The following is a 22,871-nucleotide window of genomic DNA, read 5'->3' as shown; positions in this document are numbered from 1 at the left end:
TAAAACAGCCTCAGCACTCTGCATCGAGTGCCCCCTGCGGCTTCGCCACGACCGGCTTAAAGTTGATGGCGATGAAAATCATTACCACGACGCCCGCGCTCATCACCAGCCACGCGCTCGTCAGTGAGACACTGCTGTCACGAACGATACCGGCAAGCAAAGGCATCAGTGCGGCAATCATATAACCTCCACCCTGCACTCGCGACAGTAACGTCCCCGCCTCAGCGGGCGTGCGGGCGTGATCGAAGGTCACAATCAGCGAGAGCGGGAACAGCGCGCCGATACCCACGCCAAGCAGCAGGGTCGAGATAACCGGCATCGAGCCGGGAGCAAAGATAAGAGACATCAGCCCCGCCAGCAGCAGCAACAGCACCGCAATCAGCGGCACCCGGCGATCGGGGAATTTATGAATCAACGCTGAAACCGCAAAACCCGCGACCACTTCGGTTAATGTCAGCCAGGCCAGCATATATCCACTGCTGCGCGCGCTCCACCCTGCCTGAATATAGAGCGGCGGCAGCCAGGCTAATACCAGCGTGTAGGCACCCGTTCCGATACCAAAAAAGAGTAACAACAGTGTGCTGCGTGAGGGGTTGAGCGCCACCTTTTCATACACCGCTTTTTCGCCGTGAAGATGCCTGGCGACCGTCATCCAGAGCAGCAGGGCAACAAGTGCGACTACCCCCGGCATGGCAAGCGTAGGCTTGAGTTCAAGCCATGAAAACAGCGGCTCAGCGCTGGCGGCAGCCATCGCGGCACCCGCCATAATCCCGGTGCTGAACAGCGACATCACCGTGCTGGCCGATTGGGCATACGCCTTTTTAATCAGTGCGGGCATCAATGCCTGAATCATGCCGATACTCGCTCCGCCGACTAACGCGGTGCCCATCAGGCCGCTCATCGAGGTGCTCACTCCGCGCAGCAAACAGGCCAGCAGCAGGATGAACAGGGCTGCCATGATCCCGCGCACTGCCCCGGGTCTGGCTAAAAGCCAGGGGCCACATAAGGCAGCCAGCCCCATCATCACAACCGGCAGAGTGGTAAGCAGGCTGAACTGCGTGGCCGATAGCCCTGCTTCGCGCTGCAATACGCTAAACAGCGGTCCTGTGGAAGCCAGAATCGGGCGCAGATTCAGCCCGACAATAAACGCGATAATCGCGAAGATAAACGGCGAAGGGGTAATCTGTTTCACAAGGGTTCCTTTAAGAAGTTAACAACCCGGACAAAACGTCGCGAGCGTTTATCTTAACGTTAAGATAAAATAGCGACCGGTGTAAGAGGCAGTGCACAACACGATAAATTTGCCTGTCACGGGGGGATATATGCAGGACCATGTGGATTTTGTCGTCGGTCAGTGGGGCAAGGCCATGCCTGAGCTGGATGCCTCATCGATGGAAGTTTTTGGTCGCATGCTGCGGCTGCTTAAACATCTGGCAAAAGTACGGGCACAGGCGATGGCACCGTTCGGCTTTCGCGAGGGTGAGTTTGATGTGCTCGCCACTCTGCGCCGTGCAGGTGAGCCCTACTCACTTTCGCCAACACAGCTCTATAAATCGCTGCTGATCACCTCCGGCGCAATGACTAACCGCCTCAATCATCTCGAACAACAGGGGCTTATAGCGCGCATCAGCGATCCTGATGATAAGCGCAGCACACGGGTCAGCCTGACGCCGCATGGGCGACGCCTTATCGAGCAGGCGCTGGTGGTGCATACCGCAACGCAAAATAGTCTGCTGGAGAATCTATCCCACGCTCAACGCGAACAGCTTGGTTCCCTGCTCAGACAAGTGTTGCTCACCTTTCCTGCAGAAGAGATAGCGACAAACACGCAATAACCGACAGTGCGTTTTTGATTTATACGGTGCTTTTTAGCATTATCGATTCAGGCTGCTAGCCGGGTGATCGCACCTTTTATTAAGGGAAATTATGTCCTTACCTCCGCTGTATGCCCTGCGTGCATTCGAAGCCGCGGCACGATTTAACTCATTCAGTAAAGCAGCGGCGCTATTGAATATCACGCCGGGTGCCGTCAGCCGACATGTCCGCACTCTTGAGCTCTGGTTCGAATGTGAGCTTTTCATCAGGCAGGGCCCACGGGTGGAGGTAAGTGAAGCCGGCCGCGTTCTGGCCGGGCAACTTAACGAAAGTTTTAACAGCATTGAATGGGCCTGCCGCGCGTTCAAAAGTACCAGCCATCTTCTGCGCCTTAAAGCCCCCAGCACGCTTACCATCCGCTGGCTGCTTGACGTGCTGAAGAGCTTTCATGAGAACCATGGGAAATTCAAAGTTGATATCGCCAGCGTCTGGATGGACATCGACAACGTTGATTTCATGCGCGAGCCGTACGATTGCGCCATTCTGCTTGGCAATGGCTATTTTGGCGACGCTACAGAGAGCAGGCTGCTTTTCCAGGAGTGGCTCATTCCGGTCTGTCACCCCTCGATGGTCGAATCCGTGCGGCAGAAGCTCGTACCGGGCGATCTTATCCATCCCTCACCGGACAGACGAGACTGGCGACGGTGGTTAAAAAGAACCGGCTTTTCCCCGGGGATGGATATGAGTTTCGGCAAAGTCTTCGACACCCTTGAACAGGGGTGCATCGCCGCCATCAACGGCCATGGCGTGGCAATATCCGACCTCAGCCTCACGGCTGAAGCACTTAACAGCGGGCTTCTCGCCCTTCCTTTTAAGGAAGCGGTTGCTACAGGAGATGGCTACTACCTTGTCTGGCCGAAAAACTCGTGCAGATACCAGAGTGTTGAGCGCCTTCTGCACTGGTTAAGTGCGCACACCCCTCTGTTGCCGCCACTGGAGATCGCCTATCTCGATAGCGAGAAAGAGTGACCTCAATGACACCATTAACAGCGTGATGATAGTCCCCGTTAACCTCTCCTGAAGGAAAAAATAGGTATGTTGAAGATCCTTGGTAAAAAGTCATCCATCAATGTGCGTAAGGTGCTCTGGACATGCGAAGAGGCCGGTATCGACTATCTGCTGGAAGAGTACGGAAGCGGCTTTGCCTCAACGGAGACGGCGGCGTTCAGAGCCATGAACCCCAACGCGCTGGTGCCGGTGGTGATTGATGAAGGGTTCGTATTATGGGAGTCGAATTCGATTTGTCGCTACCTGGCGCGCAAAGCCGGACGAGACGATCTGCTACCCGGTGAAGCGCAGGCCGCCGCCCGCGTTGAGCAGTGGATGGACTGGCAGGCGACGGAGTTCAACAACGCCTGGCGCTACGCCTTCCCTGCCCTTGCCCGCAAAAACCCCGCCTATAACGACGAAAATGCTATCGCCCGGGGCATTATCGAGTGGAATCGCTGCATTGAAATCGTTGAGCAGCAGCTTGAACGCACCGGCGCATGGGCGGCGGGCGAGCGCTTTAGTCTGGCGGATATCGTGCTCGGCCTTTCGGTAAACCGCTGGAAGATGACGCCGCTGCCCCATCCGGAGGTACCGGCGATCGATGCATGGTTCGCAAGGCTGAACCGTCGCCCGGCCTTTTTACGGCATGGCAATAACGGTATGGTTTAACTCCGCCGATCTTCGTCTCTTCATAAACCGTGTCGAGACGAAGATAAGCGCCCCACGACTTTTGGGTAATTAATTTCTTCCTCTACCTTATGTCACCCGAAAATTATGCCTACCTGCCGGAATAACCTGTAACCACGGTATGCCCGGCGGGTAGTAAATAAGTGAGCAAATAACACGCGGCAGAAATAGTGCGGCAGCCGGGACGCTATGGGTGGTTTATCAGTAAAGGATATTAGCCATCTTTTTATATCTCTCCGGCAGCGCGCTATTAAGGTTGAGCACGTTATCGAGGATAAAAAACGCGGGCACACCCTTTGCGCGCTCGGCCTCAATTATCGCCGCGCGTAACACCGTCACGGCAGAGGTCACGGAGTGAAAATAGGCTTCAGACTCCGGGGTCTGCAACTCCCCTGAAACAGCGTAACGCACCTGCGGCCAGCGGGATAAATCGAGCAGCGGAAAGTTGTTCTCCTCATTATCCAGATTCGCCAACAGCAACGCCTCGGCTTTGGTGGGATCGCTGTGGGCTGCGGCAAGAATATGCAGGCGCAGTATTAATGCCGATACCGTTTCAGCGCGGCTATTCTCCGCTGAAAGCATGCTAATAAGATCGTGTAAATGCGCGCCGTTTAGCGCTTTACGCTGCGCCCGGCCAGCAGCGTTATTTTTTCGCTCTGATAAAAGATCAACCAACTGCAATAAAAGATCCAACGTCACCTGCGCCCCCTTCATTCTCATTTTTGCGTGTCATTAAAAGTGTGTGCCCGGGAGATAACGGGGCTGAGATGAGGGTATTTCACTGCGGGTCTGTTTATAAAACGATAAATAGTGACGGTTAGTGTGAGTTTTACTCACACTTAAAAGCGACAACGACGCGATACTGCCCGTGCTTAAAGAGCCCACGCGACCGTGGACTCTTTAACGTCTGTTACGCCAGCGTCCAGGCCCCGGCTTCTGTCACGCGTGCCGAACCGCTCCACGCAAACAGCGCGAGTGCGCGCTTATCAGCATCAGGATAGATGCGGCTGCTCAGGCACGCCTCTCCGTCATTAACAAACACCTCAACTGACGAGCTGTCGAAGAAGAGGCGCAGCTCCAGCGATGCGTTGATATCAACCGGCACGCTGCGCATACCGCATAGCCCATACTGCGGATAGTGACGCGCCAGCACCAGGCGCTGCATTTGCGCATCAACATAAACGCGCAGCCCCTCGCCGAGGCTGACGCCATACTGCTCCGCGCTGCTGTCAGCGCACTCCCAGCGCAGAAGCACCTCCAGCGCCTCACCGTTCTCCGGCAGCGTGATTTGCTGATCCTCAAGCAACGTAACCGGCCACGGCCTCCACGCGCCGCGCAGGGTTTCCACCTCTCTTGCCGGACGCATCTGCACGCGGTTGTCGGCGCTCAGGCTCACTTCGCGCGGCAGCGACAGCATCCCGGCCCAGCCATCCTGCTGCTCCGGCAGCGGCGATTCCCACATATCCAGCCAGCCAATAACAATCCGCCGCCCATCAGGCGTCAGCAGGCTTTGCGGGGCATAGAAGTCATGGCCGTGATCCAGCTCGATAAACTCGCTTTCGCGCACAAAAGGCTGGCCCGGCTGCCACTGGCCGAGAATATAGCCGCTCTGGAAGAGATTACGGTTGTTGTAGCCCTGCGCCGCGATGCCTTGCGGCGAGAACATCAGTACCCGTTTGTCGCCGAGGGTGAAAAAGTCCGGGCACTCCCACATAAAGCCGAGCGCTTTTTCCGCCTCATCCAGCACGCCAGCGTCCTGCCACTCGCGCAGATCGCCGGAGCGGTAAAGACGAACATGGCCCGTTTCGCCGTCGCGTGCGCCGACGACCATGTACCACTCGTCCCCTTCCCGCCACACTTTCGGATCGCGAAAGTGGTGCAGCCCGGGCGGCGTATCCAGCACCATTCCCTGGCGCTCAAAATGGATGCCGTCGCGGCTGGTGGCCAGGCACTGCACCTGATAGAGATTGGCCTCATCCGTGGCATCGCCGTGAAATTTATGCCCGGTGTAGATCAGCGCCAGCGTGTCGCCATCAACCACCGCCGAGCCGGAAAAGCAGCCATCTCTGTCTGCCGGGCCTTCAGGCGCCAGCGCCACCGGCAGATGCTCCCAGTGCAGCAGATCTTTACTGCGCGCATGCCCCCAGTGCATCGGCCCCCACTGTGTTGAATAGGGGTGATGCTGATAAAAGGCGTGGTACCAGCCATCAAACCAGACCAGCCCGTTCGGATCGTTCATCCAGCCTGCGCGCGCCGCGAGGTGGTAGCGCGGATACCAGCGCAGGTTTAACGTGTCTCGTTTGGCCACAAGCGCCTGTTCAGCGTCGGCAAGTGAATATGTCATAGTCGCTACTCTTTTCGGTTAAATGGCGGAGGGTTGCGGCATCAGCGGGTCAGAAGATGACTTACCGGAACGCAACAGGAAGATGGAGATAAAGGTGGTGGCGAAGACCAGCAGCCCCATGATCAAATAGGATTGTGCAAAGCCATATTTCTCATAGCTGTAGCCCGCCAGCGGCGACAGCACCGAGGCGATCACCGAGCTGGTGCAGGCGAAGCCCACCAGGTAGAGCGTGGAGGAGAGGCGTTTATCGAAGTGCAGGCTGTTGTACTTAAAGATCGCCACCAGCAGGATCGGCAACTCGACCGCGTGCAGCAGTTTGGTGATGGAGATAAGCAGCGGCCCCTCAACCAGCCCGGAGGCGACCATGCGCATTGCCATCACCATGCCCGCGAAAATCAGGCCGTTCTTCGCGCCAATCCTGTTCACCAGCCACGGCGCGCAGAACATGCCCGCCGCTTCAAGAAACACCTGGAACGAATTGAGATAGCCATACATGGCGTTGCCTTCCTGCAACGTCGGGAACTGCGACGAGAAATAGACCGGGAACTGCTGGTCGTAGACGCCATAAATACAGGTGCCAATCACAAACAGCACCAGCGCCCAGAAACGCGGCAGCGTCAGTAAACCCAGCGCATCGGCGAGTGTTACTTTCCCGCCGCTCACCGCCTCCTGCATCGCGTGCGGCGCAGAGGAGACTTTTAAGCGCACCAGCAGCACAAAGAAGACCAGCCCGGATACGCTTGCCACCGCGAAGTTGAGTTTCGGGTTGATATTAAACAGCAGGCCGGCAAAAAAGGTCGCTACCGCCCAGCCAAGGGAACCCCACATCCGTGCTTTACCAAACTCAAACTGGCTCTGGCGCGCGACGCGCTCGGTGTAGGACTCCAGCACCCCGATGCCGCCGTTAAAGGTTAAGCCGATATAGATGCCACCAAACACGCTGCCGAGCAGGATGTTGATCTGTAACAGATAGCCAAACAGTAAGAAGGCCGGGCCGGAGAGCGCCAGCATGGCGGTCAGATACCAGAGCAGGTTTTTGCGCAGGCCCAGCTTGTCCTGAATAAAGCCATAACAGATCTGCGAAAACAGCGCGGAGACGGAGAGCACGGCATAGATGATCCCGGTATCCCCCGCTTTCAGCCCCACCTCCTGATGAAGCCAGATGGAGAGCAGCGAGCCGGAAGCGGACCAGGTGATGAAAAAGAAGAACAGTAAGGCACTGAGCAGTGGGTAGCTGTGAGCGTGATGGGTTTTCATCATGACAGTCTCATGTTGGAGTCATGCAACGATGATAACGTTAACATACTGTATCACTCCTGCAATTCTGCTGAGATTCATGATGTTAATCACAAGAGTTAACGTTAACATAGCAGGAGTGAGAGGGAGATCAAACTCCGCGCCTGTGACGACACCATAAATACGTTACGATAGCGCCCTCTCTGGCCGCAGTGATTGCGCGAGTAAGCCCGCATGGAGTAACAGATATGGCGTCTCTGAAGGATGTAGCAAAGCTGGCGAACGTTTCGCTGATGACGGTCTCGCGCGCACTCAACAGCCCGCAACGCCTCAAGCCGGAGACGCTGGCGCGGGTACAGGCGGCGATTGAGCAGACCAATTATGTCCCGGATCTCTCAGCGAAAAAGATCCGCGGTGCGCACGCCTCGCCGAAAACCATCGGCGTGCTGGCGCTGGACACTGTGACAACACCCTTCTCGGTGGAAATTACCTTATCGATTGAAGAGACCGCACGCGCGCACGGCTGGAACAGCTTCGTAATGAATATGTTCACCGACGACAACCCGGATGCGATTGTTGATCTGCTGCTCTCCCACCGGCCGGACGGCATTATCTACACCACCATGGGGCTGCGCCAGGTGCCGCTGCCCGCCAAACTGCTTACCTTGCCCTGCGTGCTCGCCAACTGCGAAAGCCTGCACCATCCGGTCGCCAGCTATATTCCCGACGATGAGCAGGGCCAGTACAGCGCGGTAAAAGCCCTGCTGGAGGCGGGTTATCGCCAGCCCCTTTGTCTGCATCTGCCCGAACCGCTGCTTGCCACCGCGCGTCGGCGTAAAGGGCTGGAGCGTGCCTGCCGTGAAGCCGGGGTTAACCCGGACGGCCTGACTCATCTCTATATGGCGCAGGGTGACGAGCATTACCGTGACATTCCGGCGCAGGTGCTGGCGCATATCCACGCGCAAAAGCCGCAGTTCGATTCGGTGATCTGCGGTAACGATCGCATTGCGTTTATGGTCTATCAAACGTTACTCGCGCAGGGGCTGCACATTCCGCAGGATGTGGCAGTGGTTGGTTACGACAATATGGTGGGCATCGGCGAGCTGTTCCTGCCCTCCCTTGCAACGGTGCAGCTCCCGCATTATGAGATCGGGCGCCTGAGCGCCCTGCATATTATTAATGGTAATGAACATAAGCAGACCACGCGGGTTGCCAGCCCGTTTCTGCTGCGTGATTCCATGCTGGAACGGCGTTAACCCACTGCCCTCTTCGCTTCATGCGGATCGGGGCGGTTAATGCGATACCAGATGGCATACATCGCTGGCAGGAACACCAGCGTGATAATGGTACCCCCGAGTGTTCCACCGATCAGCGTGTAGGCCAGAGTTCCCCAGAAGACCGAATGCGTCAGCGGGATAAAGGCAAGGATCGCCGCCAGCGCCGTGAGCAGCACCGGCCTTGCACGCTGTACCGTCGCTTCAATCACCGCGTCAAACGGTGCCAGCCCCTCCCGCTCGTTGTGGTGAATTTGCCCAATCAGAATCAGCGTGTTACGCATTAAAATCCCGGACAAGGCAATCAGCCCCACCAGCGCATTGATACCAAAGGGTTGATGGAAGAGCAGCAGCGTCGGTACCACGCCGACTAGCCCCAGCGGCGCGGTCATAAACACCATCACCATCGCAGAGAGTGAACGTACCTGCAAAATGATGATCAGCAGCGTCATGGCGATCATAATCGGAAAGAGCGGTGCCATCGCTTTGGTGGCTTTACCGGACTCCTCAATCGAGCCCGCCTGTTCAATCTGATACCCGTCCGGCAGCGCGGCAATCACTGGCTGCAGTTGCTGCATCATGGCGGTGGAGACATCCGGCGGCTGCAGGGATTCAGTAATATCACCCCGCACGGTAATGGTCGGCACCCGATCGCGGCGGCGCAGCAGCGGTTCTTCCATGCGCACCTCAACCTCCCCGACCTGCGACAGCGGAATGCGCTGACCGGCCGAGCCGACCAGCGTGAAACCGGCGATCTTACCCGGATCAAGCCGAATATCCCCGGCCGCACGGCCAATGACCTCCACGGCACGGATATTCTCCCGCACCGAAGTAATCGGCACGCCGGTAAGCAGAAACTGAAGCTGGCGGGCCGCGGCGCTGGAGGTCAGCCCCACCGCTTGCAGGCGATCCTGATCAAGCGTGAAGTGTAGCGTCGGCACCCGTGCGCCCCAGTCCGTATTAACCGTTCTCATCATCGGGCTGGCCTGCATCACCGTTTTCACTTTATCGGCAATGTCACGTAATACCTGGGGATCCGGTCCCATCACGCGAAAGGCCACCGGATAGGGTGAATAGGGTCCAAACACTAGTTGGGTGACTCGAACGCGCGCCTCCGGCGCCAGACCATCCGCCACGGCGTGACGAAGCCGAAACTTAAGCGCTTCGCGCGCCTGTTGGCTGCCGGTGCGAACCACAATTTTGGCAAACGAAGGATCGGGCAGCTCCGGCGCCATCGCCAGATAAAAGCGCGGTGAGCCCTGGCCAATATAGGAAGTGACAATTTCCGCCTCTTTCTGCTGCCTGAGCCACGCCTCGATTTTCGCCGTTGTGGCGCTGGTTTGCGCAATGGAAGTGGCGTAAGGCATCTGCACTTCCACCAGCACTTCCGGGCGATCGGAGGTGGGGAAAAACTGTTTCTTCACCAGCCCCATCCCCAGAATGGCAACGGTAAACAGTACAACCACCGAGCCTGCCACCAGCCATTTCGCAGCAATCACACGTGCCAGCAGCCCACGGAACTGGTTATAGCGACGGGTGTTGTAGATCGCCGCATGCCCCCCTTCAATCGGTTTTATCGCGGGCAACATTTTGACGCCCAGGTAGGGCGTAAAGACCACCGCCACCACCCACGAGGCAATCAATGCAATGCCGACGATCCAGAACATATTGCTGGTATATTCCCCGGCGGTGGAGTGGGCAAAACCGTTGGGCATAAAGCCGATAGCCGTTACCAGCGTGCCCGCCAGCATGGGCGCGGCGGTATGGCTCCAGGCATAGGCGGAAGCCTTGATGCGGTCGTAGCCCTCCTCCATTTTCACCACCATCATCTCGATGGCGATAATGGCGTCATCTACCAGCAAACCGAGGGCCAGAATCAGCGAGCCGAGCGTAATGCGATCGAAGTTCTTGCCCGTCGCTTCCATGATCACAAAGACGACGGCCAGCGTCAGCGGCACCGCGGCGGCCACCACGACGCCTACGCGCCAGCCCATGCTAAGGAAGCAGACCACCATCACCACCAGCAGCGCCACAAAGAACTTGATCATGAACTCATCCACGGCGGAACTGATGTTCACTGACTGATCGGTTACTTTGGTCAATGACATTCCAAGCGGCATCCCGGCATTAATGCTGGCGGCTTCTTTATCAAGCGCCTCGCCCAGCGCCAGGCCGTTCCAGCCCTCGCGCATGACCACACCCAGCAGCAGCGCGGGTTCCCCCTGATTGCGCACCAGAAAGGTTGCCGGATCCTCATAACCGCGTTCAACCGTGGCGACATCGGCAAGCTTCAGCGTTCGTCCCTGCGCCACCAGCGGCGTTTGCCGGATTTTCTCCAGCGTATCAAACGCGCCGTCGAGGCGAATAAAGACCTGCGGCCCGCGGGTATCGATGGAGCCAGCCGGCGTCAGCACATTCTGGTCGTTGAGCGCGGCGAAAATATCCTGCGCGGAGATGCCGAGCGTCGCCAGCCGGTCGTGAGAGAAGGAGATAAAGATGCGTTCCGCCTGCTCGCCGATGATATTGACCTTTTTGATGCCGGGAACGTGGAGCAACCGCTGGCGCAGCGACTCGGCATCCCGCACCAGCAGGCGCTGCGGCTCGCCTTTGGCCTTCAGCGCAAACAGCGCAAACGTGACATCCGAGAACTCATCATTGACCAGCGGGCCGATTACCCCGGCAGGCAGGTTTTTAGCTTCATCGCCCACTTTTTTACGCGCCTGGTAGAACTCCTCCTGAACCAGGGAAGGTGGCGTACTGTCCTGAAGGGAGAGCATGGTGAAAGCAAGACCGGGACGCGTATAGGTCTCAGTCCGGTCATACCATTGCAACTCCTGCAGCCGTTTTTCCAGCGGTTCCGCTACCTGATCCTGCATCTCCTGCGCTGTCGCACCGGGCCAGGCAGAGATAATGGTCATCTGCTTGACGGTAAACGGCGGATCCTCGGCCCGCCCCATTTTGAAGAAGGAGACACTCCCGGCGATAGTAATGAGGATAATCAGAAACAGCGTAATAGCGCGCTCGCGCACGGCAATCGCGGAGAGGTTAAAACTGCCGCCGCTCATGGGCGACTCCCTGCGATTTCGCTGTCGCTCTGCTTCGCCTGTCGCACCGCCTCACCCTCATGCAGCAAATGCGCACCCAGCGCGACCACAGGCTCGCCGGGTTGCAAATTTCCCATCACCCGTGCGGCATCATCGGTGATATTCACCACCTCTACCGGCTGCCAGCTCACCCGGGCGGGTTTGCCTGACACTTCCCAGACACCCGGCCCTTTTCCCGCGTCATAAACGGCAGCCAGCGGCACCTGCAGTAACGGCTTGGCTGACAAACCTTCGGTAATGTTGAGCGTGACGGTGGCTCCAAGCGGTGCGCTTGCCAGCGCGCCCTGCAGCACATACCTTGCCTCGAAGGTGCGCGTCAGCGGATCCGCCGCATCCGACAGCAGTCGCAACGTCGCCGGGACAGCCTGACCAGCACGCCCATACAGCGTGGCCTGCGCCCGGCTGCCGAGCGACGGGCGTAGGGTTTCCGGGAGCTGGACAATCGCTTCACGCTGCCCGGAACGGGCCAGCCTGACCACCGCCTGCCCGGCGCTGACCACCTGGCCCGGCTCCGCCAGCGTCGCCATCACCACCCCATCGCCATCCGCCAGCAGCACGGCATAATGCATCGCATTTTGCGCCACGCTGGCCTGCGCCTGCGCCGCTTTCAGATCGGCCCGCGCCGTCTCTGCGGCCGCTTTGACCTGATCGTAGGCAGAGGCCGACACCGCGCCCGTGGTAACCAGGCTGCGGTAGCGCGCTTCATCACTCGCCGCCTGTCTGACCCTGGCCTGAGCTGCACTTACCGCCTGGGCAGCGCTGACCGCCTGCAGGCTTAAGTCGGCGGGGTCGAGACGCATTAACGGCTGGCCGCGCGTGACCGTCTGGCCGGTATCGACAAGGCGCTCAAGAACTTTGCCCGGCACACGAAAACCAAGGTCGCTTTGAATTCTCGCCACGACGGTACCCGTAAACGCGCGGGCGTTATCGACCGCACTCATGACAGGGGCTGTTCTCACCAGCGGCGGCTGGGTTCGGGGATCGTTGCTGTTGCCATTGTCACCGCAGGCGACAATCGCCAGCGGCAAGAGGCAAATAGCTAAGGTGGCAGGATTGGGCCTGAGCATGGGTTCCCTTAAACAATGAAGAGGAGTGGAACCGCATTTTTAAACTAGTGACCAATTTTGTCAATAGTCACAACTCAAGGCGCAAGGCTTCTCAGGATCAGCGAAGAGAGGAAAACAGCGGCAGCCGGTGCCGTCTCCAGGTTGTACTGCAACTGAACAGGGCTGATATAGGGACGCATCACCAGGTAGATGGCATCCGCGGCTTCATCAAGAGGTGTTTTACGCTCAAACTCTCCTGCCTCGCGTCCCGCTTTGACGATCTGCTCAATGAGCTGGCGCAGACGCTGCTCGTGCGCCTGCGCGGAGGGCCATTTGTCACGCGCGGCAACGGCAGCAATGTCATACAGTTTGCGATCGTGAAAGAAGAGATCGCTGCCTGCTTGCACCACGGCGTTGAACAGCCGGCGAAGTTGTTCCGACGCGCTCGGCGCATCCGCAATAGCGGCGTTGACGATATCCATCATCATCGCCAGGCGGTTCGCGCATATCACTTCGCCTATCGCCTGCTTGGAATCGAAAAATTTATAGATATAGGCTTTGGAAAAACCAATCGCTTTCGCGAGATCGGAAACGGTGGTTTTTTCGTAACCAAAGTGGCCGAAGTGCTCGGTGGCTGCCTCAACAACCTGATCGCGAACCGAGTGATCCGACGGGCCGCGTACTGCATTGATGTTCATCTCTTTTGGCATTTTTTTCCGCTCACCTTATTTCACCCTGACCAACAAAATGTGACCAAAACACAATTAAGTCACGATTTCTTTCGGCACAACGGCGATCTCTTTTCCGTCAGAGTGGAGTACTCTCGCCCGGCAGCGTGCTGCCACCAGCCTGAGCTCACAATTTGATGCTCGATTATAATCGTTACGGTTGCGCATAAGAAACCGCGCCCGACGCAGGCTTTGCATCTTACTGGCATATAACAGGATAAATCACATTCAGGGCCACTATGTTTAAACCGCTGCATAACGTCACTCTGCATCTGATTCACCCGGCAACCACCTCGAGGCCTGCCGCCCATGAGGTGGTGATTGATGGTCGCGCAACCGGCTTTACAGTGCCTGCGCAGTGGATTGAAGCGGCTATCGGGGTAGATGAATCCCGGCTGTTACTGCTTCTTACCGATGATGTCCCGTTTGAAGAGGCGCTGCTGATTGTCTTAATCGATCGTCAGCAGGGCGTGAAGGAGATCCTGACGCTCGGCGGGGCGTATACCACCGGTAGCTTTGAAGATTTAACACTGTTTGCGCAGGCGGTTGAATTCAGCTTTATTGGCGATACCACATGGCGGGTTGAAATCGCCGAGCGGCCCTTTTTCAGGTTTCCCTTTGTCGGCGATCCGCGCGGCATCTGGCGGCCGGTTGCGCGTAAACACTACATTCTTGTCTCCGCCGATCCACCACCAGCACGTATGGATGGCAGTCGCTAACCGGCAGTCTGAATCTACTCTCATATAAAACATTGCAAACCTATACCAGGAGCAACAATGCCTCTCTCATATGGAAAACCGGCAGCAAAAAATGCCATCTTGCCACTGCTGACGACCTTCAACTTTAGCGCGCCCGAAGATTATCTGGATTTTCTGCAACAGAAAAACGGACTGGTAGTAAAGAGTCCCGACTACTGCAATCTGCCTTATCACGGCGTTGATCGAGGAGAAGTGGCGTTTTCAGCGCTGTTTGGCATAGATACGCGCAATAAGTACTACGACCTGAAGTATAACAATGATGAGTTTCTGGAGGAGCTCGACTATCTGTCGGACGCGTTGTTGATTGGCGACGATCCAGGCGGTAACTACTTCGTGTTGATGAATGGAGCGGGTCGTGAAGGCGTTTACTACTGGGACAGAACGCATCTGCATTGTGAAGATGATATCCAGCAATTTGATATTGCTGAACAGCAAGAGTGCGGCAACCTCTACAAAGTGGCACCTGATTTCACCATCTTCTACCAGATGATCCTCCAGCATACCTGCACACAGGGCGAAATCTGCCTCGATGACCTTTGAATGCTGGCAGAGGCTAAAACAGCGCGCGGGCAACAAGCCTGCCTGCGCGCGAAAAGCGTTACCCCAGTTGGCCGTGATTCAGCCGTGTCAGGGGTTCATTGACGTCAAAGAGTTTGACGGTGATGTTGGTGGCGCCAAACTGTTTTAACCGCTCCATATGTTTATCCATATAGCGCTGCGCGTTCGCTTCGCTGTCGAAGAGATAGATCCCTCCCGCTTCCTGAGCGAGCACGTTCTCGGTCCACACTTTCCATAAAAAGCCCGGCTCCCGATTGATGGATTCGGCAAGTTCCACCAGCTGCTGCGACATCTCATCGCCAAATGGGCCGTTAAAATCGAAGTGAATCTGCACTACTTTCCTGGCCATACTATCCTCCGTGATGGCATGTTAATAAGCCTGTCGACACTATTTCATCGATGGCGAAATAGCAAAAAAAAATCCACGCCGGAGCGTGGATTTTGTGTCAGAGCAGGTGATGCCAGTACGGTTAAATATCGTCCGTTGTATGGTGTACAACGATTTCCAGGGTGTGGCGTACAATATCGCTTTTCACCACATCCTCTGTGGTCTCGATCATCTTGATCAACTCCAGGATCAAGGCTTTATGGGTAATACGTTCACCGGCTGCCATAACACCACGAATCGCCGCGCCCAGTACCACAGACTCCTCTGCGAGCGTCTCGCCGCCGCTGCGAAAATACTCAGCAAGCGAGAGATCAGGCAAATTTTCATATTCGTGTGAATCCAGCAAAACCTGGCTCATCGTTTACCCCGTTTTTTAGTGATAATAACCGTGTCTGTTAATGTTTTTTCGAACTGCCGGCGGTGTTGTCGCCAAACAGCTGGAAAACGTTATCCCTGCTCTGCTCATCCCACTCATCGCGATCGCTTCCTTTGTCGCGCTTCAATGAGGCAAAATTATTGTTGCTGATTTCAGCAATAATCCGCCCCAGCATCTGCCGCCGCTGAACGTCCTGCTCGCTGGTCTCCATCGACCGCAGCCGGTTGATCAACGCACGTGTGCTGATGGGTGAGTTATCTTTCAGAAGTGACAATACTGCCACTCCGATAAGTTCATCTGTAAGTTGCTCTATTTCACTACTATTCATAACTGCATCTCGGGTTGCCGCTACTTGCCGAACTGCAATTGCGGCATGAAGCCAATTCTCCCTTGGGGACGATTAACTTTTCTGCACGCGCATGAAGCGCTTCATCACCCCGCGAGAATTGACTCAAAAGCCAAAAGTATTGCCGTTGGTCAAACTCTGTTAGCGATCGAAGAGCAGGCCAATCAGCGTGTGATAGTGGCTCTCCTCTTCCGGACCAGAAGCCTGCTCCAGACGGCTCAGCAATTTAGTACAAATTGCCTTGCGGTTCAGGTTGCGTCCTTCGCTCAGGATTTCAACAGCGATCTGTCCCAGCGTCTGCTGCTGAGTCGGGAGTGATGCCTTGTTGAAATAGCGGGTAATGGCATTAGCTGTGTTCGGAAAATAACCGTTCTGCTGCATATGTCACTCCTCAAATAATCCATTAACTTGTTAAAGTAACGTTAAAGTTATACAAAAAACGGCGATTTGTACATAGTAATTGTACAAGTTTGTTAGCCATCTAATGAATATTTCACAATCTTTATATTTATCAGGTGATTATAACCAGCAAAATTTTTACGCGGTTGACCAAGCTTGTACAAGCTGAAAAGCCGCGTGTACAAGAGGCATAAACAGCATAATTCTCTGCTAAATCAAAGAAGACGAGGCAGATTGCATCTGGTAGTGTGAGCGCTCATTCATCCCTTTCGGAACGCTTATGCTCACCACCCTTATTTACCGCAGCCATTTTCGCGACAACGTATCGTTTTCGATGCTTGAAGGGATGGTTGAAGCAGCCAATCAAAAAAACAGCCAGGCCAACGTCACCGGCATTCTGCTGTTTAATGGCACCCACTTCTTCCAGCTGCTTGAAGGGCCGGAAGAGACGCTGGATCCGATTTACGACGCCATCTGCAATGATGAGCGCCACTTTAACGTTGTGGAGCTGCTGCGCGACTACGCGCCGTCACGACGCTTTGGTAAAGCCGGGATGGAGCTGTTTGATCTGCGCGCCTACGACCGTGAAGAGGTGCTGCAAACGGTGCTGGATAAAGGCACCTCGAAATACCAGCTTATTTATGACGACCGCGCGCTGCAGTTCTTCCAGACCTTTGTCGAAGAGGGCGAGAAAGAGAACTACTTTGAGATCCCGGTCGGTGACGAGTGGGAGTTCGTGCCCGACGGTAGCGCCGTCACCCTGCCCGCGTCCGTTGCCGCCACCAGCACCGACTGCCGCTTTGCCTTTCAGCCGCTGATCGATCCCTTCGCCCGCAAAGTGGTAGCGATTGAAGCCCTGCTGCGTACCCCTTCTGGCGATGCACCGCAGGCCTACTTTGACGGCCTGACGGGTGATGCCCTCTATAAAGCCGATCTTGAGAGTAAGAAAGTGGCGTTCGCGATGGCCACCGCGCTGGATATTGGCGCGCAGACCCTTTCGGTCAACCTGCTGCCGATGACGCTGGTTGAAGTGCCCGGCGCGGTCGAGTTTATCCTGCGCGAGATTGAGGCTAACGGCCTGGTGCCGGAGCAGATCATCGTTGAGTTCACCGAGAGCGAAATCATCTCGCGCCTGGAAGAGTTCACCAAAGCGGTGAAGTTGCTGAAAGGTGCCGGGATCCGCGTGGCGATTGACCACTTTGGCGCCGGTTTTGCGGGCCTGCTGCTGCTGGCGCAGTTCCAGCCGGACCGCATCAAAATCAACCGCGATCTGATTCAGGATGTGCATAAGAGCGGCTCACGCCAGGCGATTGTGCAGGCGATCATCAAATGTTGTACATCCCTTGAAATTCAGATCTCCGCCGTCGGTGTCGAGAAAGCTGAAGAGTGGATGTGGCTGGAGTCGGCGGGTATCTCCCAGTTCCAGGGCTACCTCTTCGCGCGCCCGGATATCAACGGTATTCCAGCGGTCTGCTGGCCAGAAAAACAGGACGATGCTTAATCGCTCCTTAAGTAAAGCTGTACAAAGTGCTTGTACAGCCTGCAAGGCTTAACTAGGCTTTGCGGGTGTATATCGGGGTTACGAGGAAGTCATGGCGTTTTACAGTATTGGCGAAGTGGCTGAACGGTGCGGAATTAACCCCGTCACACTTCGCGCATGGCAACGTCGTTACGGTTTGCTAAAGCCCCAGCGCAGCGAGGGCGGCCATCGTCAGTTTGATGAGGCGGACATTCTGCGCATTGAGGCGATCAAGCGCTTTATCGAAAGCGGCGTCTCGGTCAGTAAAGTAAAAGCCTTACTGGATGAGTCTCCCGCCGCCGATGAGCAAGGCTGGGCGAAGGTGCAGGAGGATCTGCTGGCAACCCTGCGCCAGGTCAACCCGGCCAGGCTGCGCGCCATGGTGCTGGATATGGGGCGTAAATACAGCGTCGATCAATTTATCGATGAGGTGATTATGCCGGTGCGCCTGCTGCTGGCGCGGGATCAGAACACCGCGCGGGTGATCTTAAGCCTGCTTGACGGCGTGCTGATCGACTTTGCCGTCACCCAGCTGGCGCTTAGTCGCCCGCAGGGAAGCAGAGAGGCGCTGTTTATCGCCTGGAACAATGACGATCGTACGCGCCTGTGGCTGGAAGCCTGGCGGCTGTCGCAGCAGGGCTGGGCGCTGGATGTGCTTGCCGACCCACTTGACTCACCGCACCCGGAGTTTTTCCCGGGAAAGCAGCTGGTGGTCTGGACGGGCAAAGCGCTGACCCAGCGCCAGTCGCAGCAGTTTACCCACTGGCAGGAGCAGGGCTTCGCCCTCACCTTTCACGGCCCGCAGTAAACCGCAGCCTTACGGCTGCCAGGTTTGCTGATTCCCGGACATCTTTTTATCCAAATAGAACGCGGCGCTGATCAGCGCCAGATGCGTCAACGCCTGCGGGAAGTTGCCGAGCGGGAAGCCGCGCTCATCAAACTCTTCGGCGTACAGCCCAAGGTGGTTGGCGTAGTGCAGCAGTTTCTCAAACTCAATGCGCGCCTCATCGACAAAATCTGCCCGCGCCAGGCACTCGACGTACCAGAAGGAGCATGGCGCAAAATAGCCCTCCTCCCCCTGCAATGAATCCGCCGGGGTCTCCTCCTGCAAATAACGCCGCACCATGCCATCGCGCATTAACTTTGTGCGGATGGCGTCAAGCGTTGCCAGCCAGTCCGGATCTTTGGCACCGATAAAGCGAAACAGCGGCATCAGCAGCATTGAGCCATCGACATCGCTGCCGTTGCGCGTTGAGGTGAAGTGGCCGAGCTTCTCATTCCAGAAATTATTCCAGATATCGTCGCGGATCTTCTGCCGCGTCGCCTCCCAGCGGGCAAACGGCATTGAGAGCGACCGCTTGGCGCCCAGGCGCAGCGCGCGGTCAAGCGCCACCCAGCACATCAGGCGCGAGTAGAGAAAGTTCTCCGGCTCGCCGCGCATCTCCCAGATACCAGCATCGGGTGAATCCCAGATTTCGCAGACATAATCCACCAACCGCATAACATGCCCCCACGCGCGGTGGGAGATGTTGTCGCCATATTTGGTCGTCAGATAGACAGCGTCCATCAGTTCGCCATAGATATCGAGTTGCAGCTGTTTATAGGCTTCATTGCCTTTGCGCACCGGCCTGGAGTTGAGATAGCCAGCAAGGTGCGGCAACTCCTCTTCGGTGAGATCGGTTCCGCTGTCGAGGCGGTACATCACCTGCAACTTTTTCGGGTCGAACTTACTGTTCTCCATACAACTGCCAATCCACGCGCCGAAGGCCTTTGCCTCCTCGACATAACCTAAGCGGATCAGTGCATAGCAGCTGAACGAGGCGTCGCGCAGCCAGGTGGCGCGGTAATCCCAGTTACGCTCACCGCCGGGTAGCTCCGGCAGGCCAAAAGTCGCGGCCGCGGCAATCGAGCCGTAGCGCTGAGAGGTGAGCAGCTTCAGCACCAGCGAAGAGCGGGTTACCGCTTCGCGCCAGCGGCCGCTGTATTTGCTCTGCGCCACCCAGTTTTGCCAGTAGGCGAGCGTGCGCTGGCGCAGGGCCGCCACCTGTTTTAGCGTCGCATGCTTCAGGTTGTTATCGCCGAGCACAAAGGTCGCCGTTTCGCCCTCGCGCAGGTTGAACTCCCCTTCGACGAGCCCTTTTTTCACCTGCAACGTTTCGGATGAGGCCAGCGTCAGCGCCGCGCCTTTCTTGCCCTTAAAGTGATAAACCCGTTTATCCTCCTTCACCTCCGGCACGTCGCTGGCGTAATTGAAGCGCGGCGAGCAGTGCAGCTTGATCGTCGCCTCGCCATACACAAGGGTGATTTGCCGCACGATCAGCGGGTTGGCTTCGTCATCCTCGTTGATGGCGATAAAGTCCGTCAGCTCCACCATCGTCTCATTCGAGAGCCAGCGGGTTTGCAGCACGTTGGTATCCGGCAAATAGTGCTGAATGGCGCGCCAGCCCTCGCCCAACGGCGCAACGGAGAAGTAGCCGCCCCGTTTAGCATCGAGCAGCGAGCTAAAAACGGAGGGGCTGTCGAGATTGGGCCAGCAGAGAAAATCAATCGCCCCTTCAACGGTCACCAGCGCGCAGGTCCGCAGGTTGCCGATAATGCCGTGCTTATCAATCACGGCGGTGGTCTGAGTGTCGGTTTTCATTCGGATCCTTATGCGTGCGGTTACGCTTTAAGCGTAGGTGACGCAAAGGGTTCCCGCATCTGTGCCAGGCTTAACAGGAACTCACTTCACTGACGCGGAGAAACGCATGACGCAATACGCCTCACTTCCCGATGATCAACTACAGCTAATCGACCGCTACTGGCGCGCGGCCAACTACCTCTCTGTCGGGCAGATCTACCTGATGGATAACCCGCTGCTGCGCGAGCCGCTCAAGCCTGAACATATCAAACCGCGCCTGCTTGGCCACTGGGGCACCACGCCGGGGCTGAACTTTATCTATGCCCATCTCAACCGGGCGATCCGCCAGCACGATCTCGATATGATCTACATCTGCGGCCCCGGGCACGGCGGGCCGGGCATGGTGGCGAACACCTGGCTTGAGGGGAGCTACAGCGAAATCTATCCGCAGGTGAGCCAGGACGCGCAGGGGATGAAGACCCTCTTTCGCCAGTTCTCCTTTCCCGGCGGCATTCCAAGCCACGCCGCACCGGAAACGCCGGGATCGATCAACGAAGGCGGCGAGCTGGGGTACTCCCTCTCCCACGCTTTTGGCGCGGTGTTTGATAACCCGTCGCTGATTGCCGCCTGCGTGATTGGCGACGGCGAAGCGGAGACCGGCCCACTGGCGTCGAGCTGGTTCGGTATTAAATTCCTCAACGCCGCACGCGATGGCGCGGTGCTGCCGATCCTCCATCTCAACGGTTATAAAATCGCTAACCCGACCATTCTTGGGCGCAGCAGCGATGAGGATCTGCTCCATCTGTTTCGCGGCTACGGCTACGAGCCGCTGATTGTCAGCGGTCATGAGCCAGAGAAGATGCACCGCCAGATGGCACAGACGCTGGAGCAGGCGCTGGAGCGTATTCGCCACTATCAGCAGCAGGCGCGCAGCGGTGAAGCCGCTGAAGATTTACCGCGCTGGCCGATGATTATTATGCGCAGCCCGAAAGGGTGGACCGGGCCGCAAACGGTGGATGGTAAAAAAGTGGAGGACTTCTGGCGCGCGCACCAGGTGCCGGTCTCCTCCTGCCGGGAAGATGACGGCCACCGGCAGATCCTCGAAGAGTGGATGCGCAGCTATCAGCCTGACGATCTGTTTGATGAGCAGGGGCGGCTGCGCCCGGAGCTGGCCGCGCTGGCACCGGAGGGCGACAAACGTATGGGCGCCACCCCGTGGGCCAACGGCGGCCGTCTGCGCCGCGAGCTGAACACGCCAGTGATTGCCGATTACGCCGTGGATGTCACCTCACCCGGCGAGACGCAGGCGGAATCGACCGCCGCGCTCGGGGCTTATCTCGCTGGCATCTTCCAGCGCAACCGCGATAACTTCCGTCTGTTTGGCCCGGATGAGACCGCCTCGAACCGCTTAAGCAAAGTGTTTGATGTCACCAGCCGCACCTGGCAGGAGCCGGTCAAACCCTACGATGAGCAGCTTGCCGCCGATGGACGGGTGATGGAGATCCTCAGCGAACATCAGTGCCAGGGCTGGCTTGAAGGTTATCTGCTCACCGGGCGTCATGGCCTGTTTAACTGCTATGAAGCCTTTATCCATATTGTCGATTCAATGTTTAACCAGCACGCCAAGTGGCTGAAGGTGACGCGCAAATTGCCGTGGCGTGAGCCGATCTCATCCCTTAATTACCTGCTCTCGTCTCACGTCTGGCGCCAGGATCACAACGGTTACAGCCACCAGGATCCCGGTTTTATTGACCACGTGGTGAATAAGAAAGCCGATATTGTACGCGTCTATCTGCCGCCGGATGCCAACACCCTGCTCTGCGTAGCGGATCACTGCCTGAAGACCTGGGATCGCATTAACGTGATTGTCGCCGGTAAGCAGCCTGCCCCGCAGTGGCTAAATCTTGAAGCGGCGCAGAAACATTGCGCGGCGGGTATGGGCATCTGGCCCTGGGCGGGCACCGTCGCCGAAGGCGAAGCGCCGGATGTGGTGATGGCCTGTGCCGGTGATGTGCCGACGATGGAGACGCTGGCGGCGGTCGATCTGCTGCGCGACTACTTCCCGGATCTGCGCATTCAGGTGGTGAACGTTGTCGATTTGATGGCGCTGCAAACGGCAGAGCAGCACCCGCACGGCCTGAGCGACGAGGCGTTTGACGCCATCTTCACCGCGGATAAACCGGTGATTTTCGCCTTCCACGGCTACCCGAGCCTGATCCATCGCCTCACCTACCCGCGCAATAACCATGGCAATTTCCACGTGCGCGGGTTTATGGAGGAAGGCACTACCACCACCCCGTTCGATATGACGGTGATGAATGAGCTGGACCGCTTTCACCTGGCGCAAGAGGCGATTGTGCGCACCCCCTCCCTGCAAGGCAAAGCGGACGCCGTGCTGGATGAGCTGGCGGAGAAGATCGCCGAGCATCACCGCTACGTGCGCGAACACGGGGAAGATTTACCCGAAGTCCGCGGCTGGAAATGGCCCTCCGCGCAGGGCGACGGCGGCGCCCCCGAGTAACCTCTGCAACCGCCCTTGCCGGATGGCGCGTAAACGCTTATCCGGCCTACACGGTTCCAGCGGCTTCGTTACCGTAGGCCGGATAAGGCGAAGCCGCCATCC

The 22,871-nt window shown here is 57.2% G+C and carries 21 protein-coding genes; 9 read left to right on the top strand and 12 right to left on the bottom strand.

The genetic code is table 11. The features are described 5' to 3' along the window. Positions 1-10: 10 nt before the first annotated feature. Positions 11-1,192, bottom strand: coding sequence for an MFS transporter (locus IAE48_RS18985; protein WP_200135274.1), 1,182 nt, complete (start codon positions 1,190-1,192; stop codon positions 11-13). 130 nt (positions 1,193-1,322) lie between these two features. Between IAE48_RS18985 and IAE48_RS18980 the strand changes: the two genes are divergently transcribed. From IAE48_RS18980 to IAE48_RS18970, 3 genes are all read left to right on the top strand, one after another. Continuing rightward, a complete protein-coding gene (locus IAE48_RS18980) occupies positions 1,323-1,835 on the top strand; it encodes a MarR family winged helix-turn-helix transcriptional regulator (protein WP_200135273.1) in 513 nt (170 codons plus the stop codon). Positions 1,836-1,926: 91 nt separating this feature from the next. Beyond that, positions 1,927-2,844, top strand: a complete 918-nt coding sequence (locus IAE48_RS18975; protein ID WP_200135272.1) for a LysR substrate-binding domain-containing protein — start codon at positions 1,927-1,929, stop codon at positions 2,842-2,844. Between the two features lie 66 nt (positions 2,845-2,910). Next, positions 2,911-3,534 carry a glutathione S-transferase family protein gene (locus IAE48_RS18970; RefSeq protein ID WP_094419725.1) on the top strand — a complete coding sequence of 208 codons (624 nt, stop codon included), beginning with the start codon at positions 2,911-2,913 and terminating at the stop codon, positions 3,532-3,534. A 219-nt stretch (positions 3,535-3,753) separates the two neighbouring features. Here IAE48_RS18970 and IAE48_RS18965 read toward each other — a convergent pair whose 3' ends face one another. The 3 genes from IAE48_RS18965 to IAE48_RS18955 all read right to left on the bottom strand — a co-directional run bounded on the left by IAE48_RS18965 (position 3,754) and on the right by IAE48_RS18955 (position 7,156). After that, positions 3,754-4,251 (bottom strand): hypothetical protein, encoded by a 498-nt coding sequence (locus tag IAE48_RS18965; RefSeq protein WP_200135271.1) that lies wholly within the window; start codon positions 4,249-4,251, stop codon positions 3,754-3,756. A 211-nt stretch (positions 4,252-4,462) separates the two neighbouring features. Further along, complete coding sequence (locus tag IAE48_RS18960; protein ID WP_200135270.1) at positions 4,463-5,896, bottom strand: glycoside hydrolase family 32 protein; 1,434 nt, start codon at positions 5,894-5,896, stop codon at positions 4,463-4,465. Positions 5,897-5,914: 18 nt separating this feature from the next. Then, the gene (locus tag IAE48_RS18955; RefSeq protein WP_200135269.1) at positions 5,915-7,156 is read right to left on the bottom strand and encodes an MFS transporter; all 1,242 of its coding nucleotides are present in this window, start codon (positions 7,154-7,156) and stop codon (positions 5,915-5,917) included. A 224-nt stretch (positions 7,157-7,380) separates the two neighbouring features. Between IAE48_RS18955 and IAE48_RS18950 the strand changes: the two genes are divergently transcribed. Continuing rightward, positions 7,381-8,388, top strand: coding sequence for a LacI family DNA-binding transcriptional regulator (locus IAE48_RS18950; RefSeq protein WP_200135268.1), 1,008 nt, complete (start codon positions 7,381-7,383; stop codon positions 8,386-8,388). Here IAE48_RS18950 and IAE48_RS18945 read toward each other — a convergent pair. From IAE48_RS18945 to IAE48_RS18935, 3 genes are all read right to left on the bottom strand, one after another. Further along, positions 8,385-11,471 carry an efflux RND transporter permease subunit gene (locus IAE48_RS18945; protein WP_200135267.1) on the bottom strand — a complete coding sequence of 1,029 codons (3,087 nt, stop codon included), beginning with the start codon at positions 11,469-11,471 and terminating at the stop codon, positions 8,385-8,387. The genes IAE48_RS18950 and IAE48_RS18945 overlap by 4 nt on opposite strands. Then, entirely contained in the window at positions 11,468-12,577 is a 1,110-nt protein-coding gene (locus IAE48_RS18940; protein WP_200135266.1) for an efflux RND transporter periplasmic adaptor subunit, read from the bottom strand. The genes IAE48_RS18945 and IAE48_RS18940 overlap by 4 nt, the downstream gene beginning before the upstream one ends. Before the next feature lie 74 nt (positions 12,578-12,651). Then, positions 12,652-13,266 (bottom strand): TetR/AcrR family transcriptional regulator, encoded by a 615-nt coding sequence (locus IAE48_RS18935; protein WP_200135265.1) that lies wholly within the window; start codon positions 13,264-13,266, stop codon positions 12,652-12,654. Positions 13,267-13,523: 257 nt separating this feature from the next. Here IAE48_RS18935 and IAE48_RS18930 point away from each other — a divergent pair, with 257 nt between their 5' ends. Further along, positions 13,524-14,003, top strand: a complete 480-nt coding sequence (locus tag IAE48_RS18930; protein WP_200135264.1) for a hypothetical protein — start codon at positions 13,524-13,526, stop codon at positions 14,001-14,003. A gap of 57 nt (positions 14,004-14,060) precedes the next feature. After that, positions 14,061-14,582: an SMI1/KNR4 family protein gene (locus tag IAE48_RS18925; RefSeq protein WP_200135263.1), complete on the top strand. Its 522-nt coding sequence runs from the start codon at positions 14,061-14,063 to the stop codon at positions 14,580-14,582. A 58-nt stretch (positions 14,583-14,640) separates the two neighbouring features. Here IAE48_RS18925 and IAE48_RS18920 read toward each other — a convergent pair whose 3' ends face one another. From IAE48_RS18920 to ycgZ, 4 genes are all read right to left on the bottom strand, one after another. Further along, positions 14,641-14,949, bottom strand: coding sequence for a monooxygenase (locus tag IAE48_RS18920; protein ID WP_200135262.1), 309 nt, complete (start codon positions 14,947-14,949; stop codon positions 14,641-14,643). 121 nt (positions 14,950-15,070) lie between these two features. Continuing rightward, positions 15,071-15,346 carry a biofilm development regulator YmgB/AriR family protein gene (locus tag IAE48_RS18915; protein ID WP_023478767.1) on the bottom strand — a complete coding sequence of 92 codons (276 nt, stop codon included), beginning with the start codon at positions 15,344-15,346 and terminating at the stop codon, positions 15,071-15,073. A gap of 37 nt (positions 15,347-15,383) precedes the next feature. Next, a complete protein-coding gene (locus tag IAE48_RS18910; RefSeq protein ID WP_232045435.1) occupies positions 15,384-15,647 on the bottom strand; it encodes a hypothetical protein in 264 nt (87 codons plus the stop codon). A gap of 204 nt (positions 15,648-15,851) precedes the next feature. Further along, positions 15,852-16,091, bottom strand: a complete 240-nt coding sequence (gene ycgZ / locus IAE48_RS18905; protein ID WP_023478790.1) for a regulatory protein YcgZ — start codon at positions 16,089-16,091, stop codon at positions 15,852-15,854. Between the two features lie 298 nt (positions 16,092-16,389). Here ycgZ and IAE48_RS18900 point away from each other — a divergent pair, with 298 nt between their 5' ends. Together IAE48_RS18900 and IAE48_RS18895 are read left to right on the top strand one after the other, a co-directional pair. Further along, positions 16,390-17,610 carry a diguanylate phosphodiesterase gene (locus IAE48_RS18900; RefSeq protein WP_200135261.1) on the top strand — a complete coding sequence of 407 codons (1,221 nt, stop codon included), beginning with the start codon at positions 16,390-16,392 and terminating at the stop codon, positions 17,608-17,610. Positions 17,611-17,701: 91 nt separating this feature from the next. After that, the gene (locus IAE48_RS18895) at positions 17,702-18,436 is read left to right on the top strand and encodes a MerR family transcriptional regulator (protein ID WP_094419713.1); all 735 of its coding nucleotides are present in this window, start codon (positions 17,702-17,704) and stop codon (positions 18,434-18,436) included. 9 nt (positions 18,437-18,445) lie between these two features. On the opposite strand, the gene IAE48_RS18890 is transcribed toward IAE48_RS18895, so the two are convergent. Further along, positions 18,446-20,269: a glycoside hydrolase family 15 protein gene (locus IAE48_RS18890; RefSeq protein WP_200135260.1), complete on the bottom strand. Its 1,824-nt coding sequence runs from the start codon at positions 20,267-20,269 to the stop codon at positions 18,446-18,448. A gap of 106 nt (positions 20,270-20,375) precedes the next feature. On the opposite strand from IAE48_RS18890, the gene IAE48_RS18885 reads away from it, so the two are divergent. Next, the gene (locus IAE48_RS18885; protein ID WP_200135259.1) at positions 20,376-22,769 is read left to right on the top strand and encodes a phosphoketolase; all 2,394 of its coding nucleotides are present in this window, start codon (positions 20,376-20,378) and stop codon (positions 22,767-22,769) included. The last annotated feature ends 102 nt before the right edge of the window (positions 22,770-22,871 follow it).

Origin of the sequence: Kosakonia sp. S57 (assembly GCF_016516575.1) — a bacterium.
Taxonomy (GTDB): domain Bacteria; phylum Pseudomonadota; class Gammaproteobacteria; order Enterobacterales; family Enterobacteriaceae; genus Kosakonia; species Kosakonia cowanii.
This window is presented reverse-complemented; position numbering and strand designations above follow the sequence as displayed.

Coding starts and splice junctions, on each gene's coding strand:
- IAE48_RS18915 (WP_023478767.1), bottom strand. CDS start 15,346: ATGAGCCAGGTTTTGCTGGATTCACACGAATATGAAAATTTGCCTGAT.
- IAE48_RS18960 (WP_200135270.1), bottom strand. CDS start 5,896: ATGACATATTCACTTGCCGACGCTGAACAGGCGCTTGTGGCCAAACGA.
- IAE48_RS18935 (WP_200135265.1), bottom strand. CDS start 13,266: ATGCCAAAAGAGATGAACATCAATGCAGTACGCGGCCCGTCGGATCAC.
- IAE48_RS18940 (WP_200135266.1), bottom strand. CDS start 12,577: ATGCTCAGGCCCAATCCTGCCACCTTAGCTATTTGCCTCTTGCCGCTG.
- IAE48_RS18920 (WP_200135262.1), bottom strand. CDS start 14,949: ATGGCCAGGAAAGTAGTGCAGATTCACTTCGATTTTAACGGCCCATTT.
- IAE48_RS18890 (WP_200135260.1), bottom strand. CDS start 20,269: ATGAAAACCGACACTCAGACCACCGCCGTGATTGATAAGCACGGCATT.
- IAE48_RS18885 (WP_200135259.1), top strand. CDS start 20,376: ATGACGCAATACGCCTCACTTCCCGATGATCAACTACAGCTAATCGAC.
- IAE48_RS18945 (WP_200135267.1), bottom strand. CDS start 11,471: ATGAGCGGCGGCAGTTTTAACCTCTCCGCGATTGCCGTGCGCGAGCGC.
- IAE48_RS18980 (WP_200135273.1), top strand. CDS start 1,323: ATGCAGGACCATGTGGATTTTGTCGTCGGTCAGTGGGGCAAGGCCATG.
- IAE48_RS18925 (WP_200135263.1), top strand. CDS start 14,061: ATGCCTCTCTCATATGGAAAACCGGCAGCAAAAAATGCCATCTTGCCA.
- IAE48_RS18930 (WP_200135264.1), top strand. CDS start 13,524: ATGTTTAAACCGCTGCATAACGTCACTCTGCATCTGATTCACCCGGCA.
- IAE48_RS18975 (WP_200135272.1), top strand. CDS start 1,927: ATGTCCTTACCTCCGCTGTATGCCCTGCGTGCATTCGAAGCCGCGGCA.
- IAE48_RS18900 (WP_200135261.1), top strand. CDS start 16,390: ATGCTCACCACCCTTATTTACCGCAGCCATTTTCGCGACAACGTATCG.
- IAE48_RS18950 (WP_200135268.1), top strand. CDS start 7,381: ATGGCGTCTCTGAAGGATGTAGCAAAGCTGGCGAACGTTTCGCTGATG.
- ycgZ (WP_023478790.1), bottom strand. CDS start 16,091: ATGCAGCAGAACGGTTATTTTCCGAACACAGCTAATGCCATTACCCGC.
- IAE48_RS18955 (WP_200135269.1), bottom strand. CDS start 7,156: ATGATGAAAACCCATCACGCTCACAGCTACCCACTGCTCAGTGCCTTA.
- IAE48_RS18895 (WP_094419713.1), top strand. CDS start 17,702: ATGGCGTTTTACAGTATTGGCGAAGTGGCTGAACGGTGCGGAATTAAC.
- IAE48_RS18970 (WP_094419725.1), top strand. CDS start 2,911: ATGTTGAAGATCCTTGGTAAAAAGTCATCCATCAATGTGCGTAAGGTG.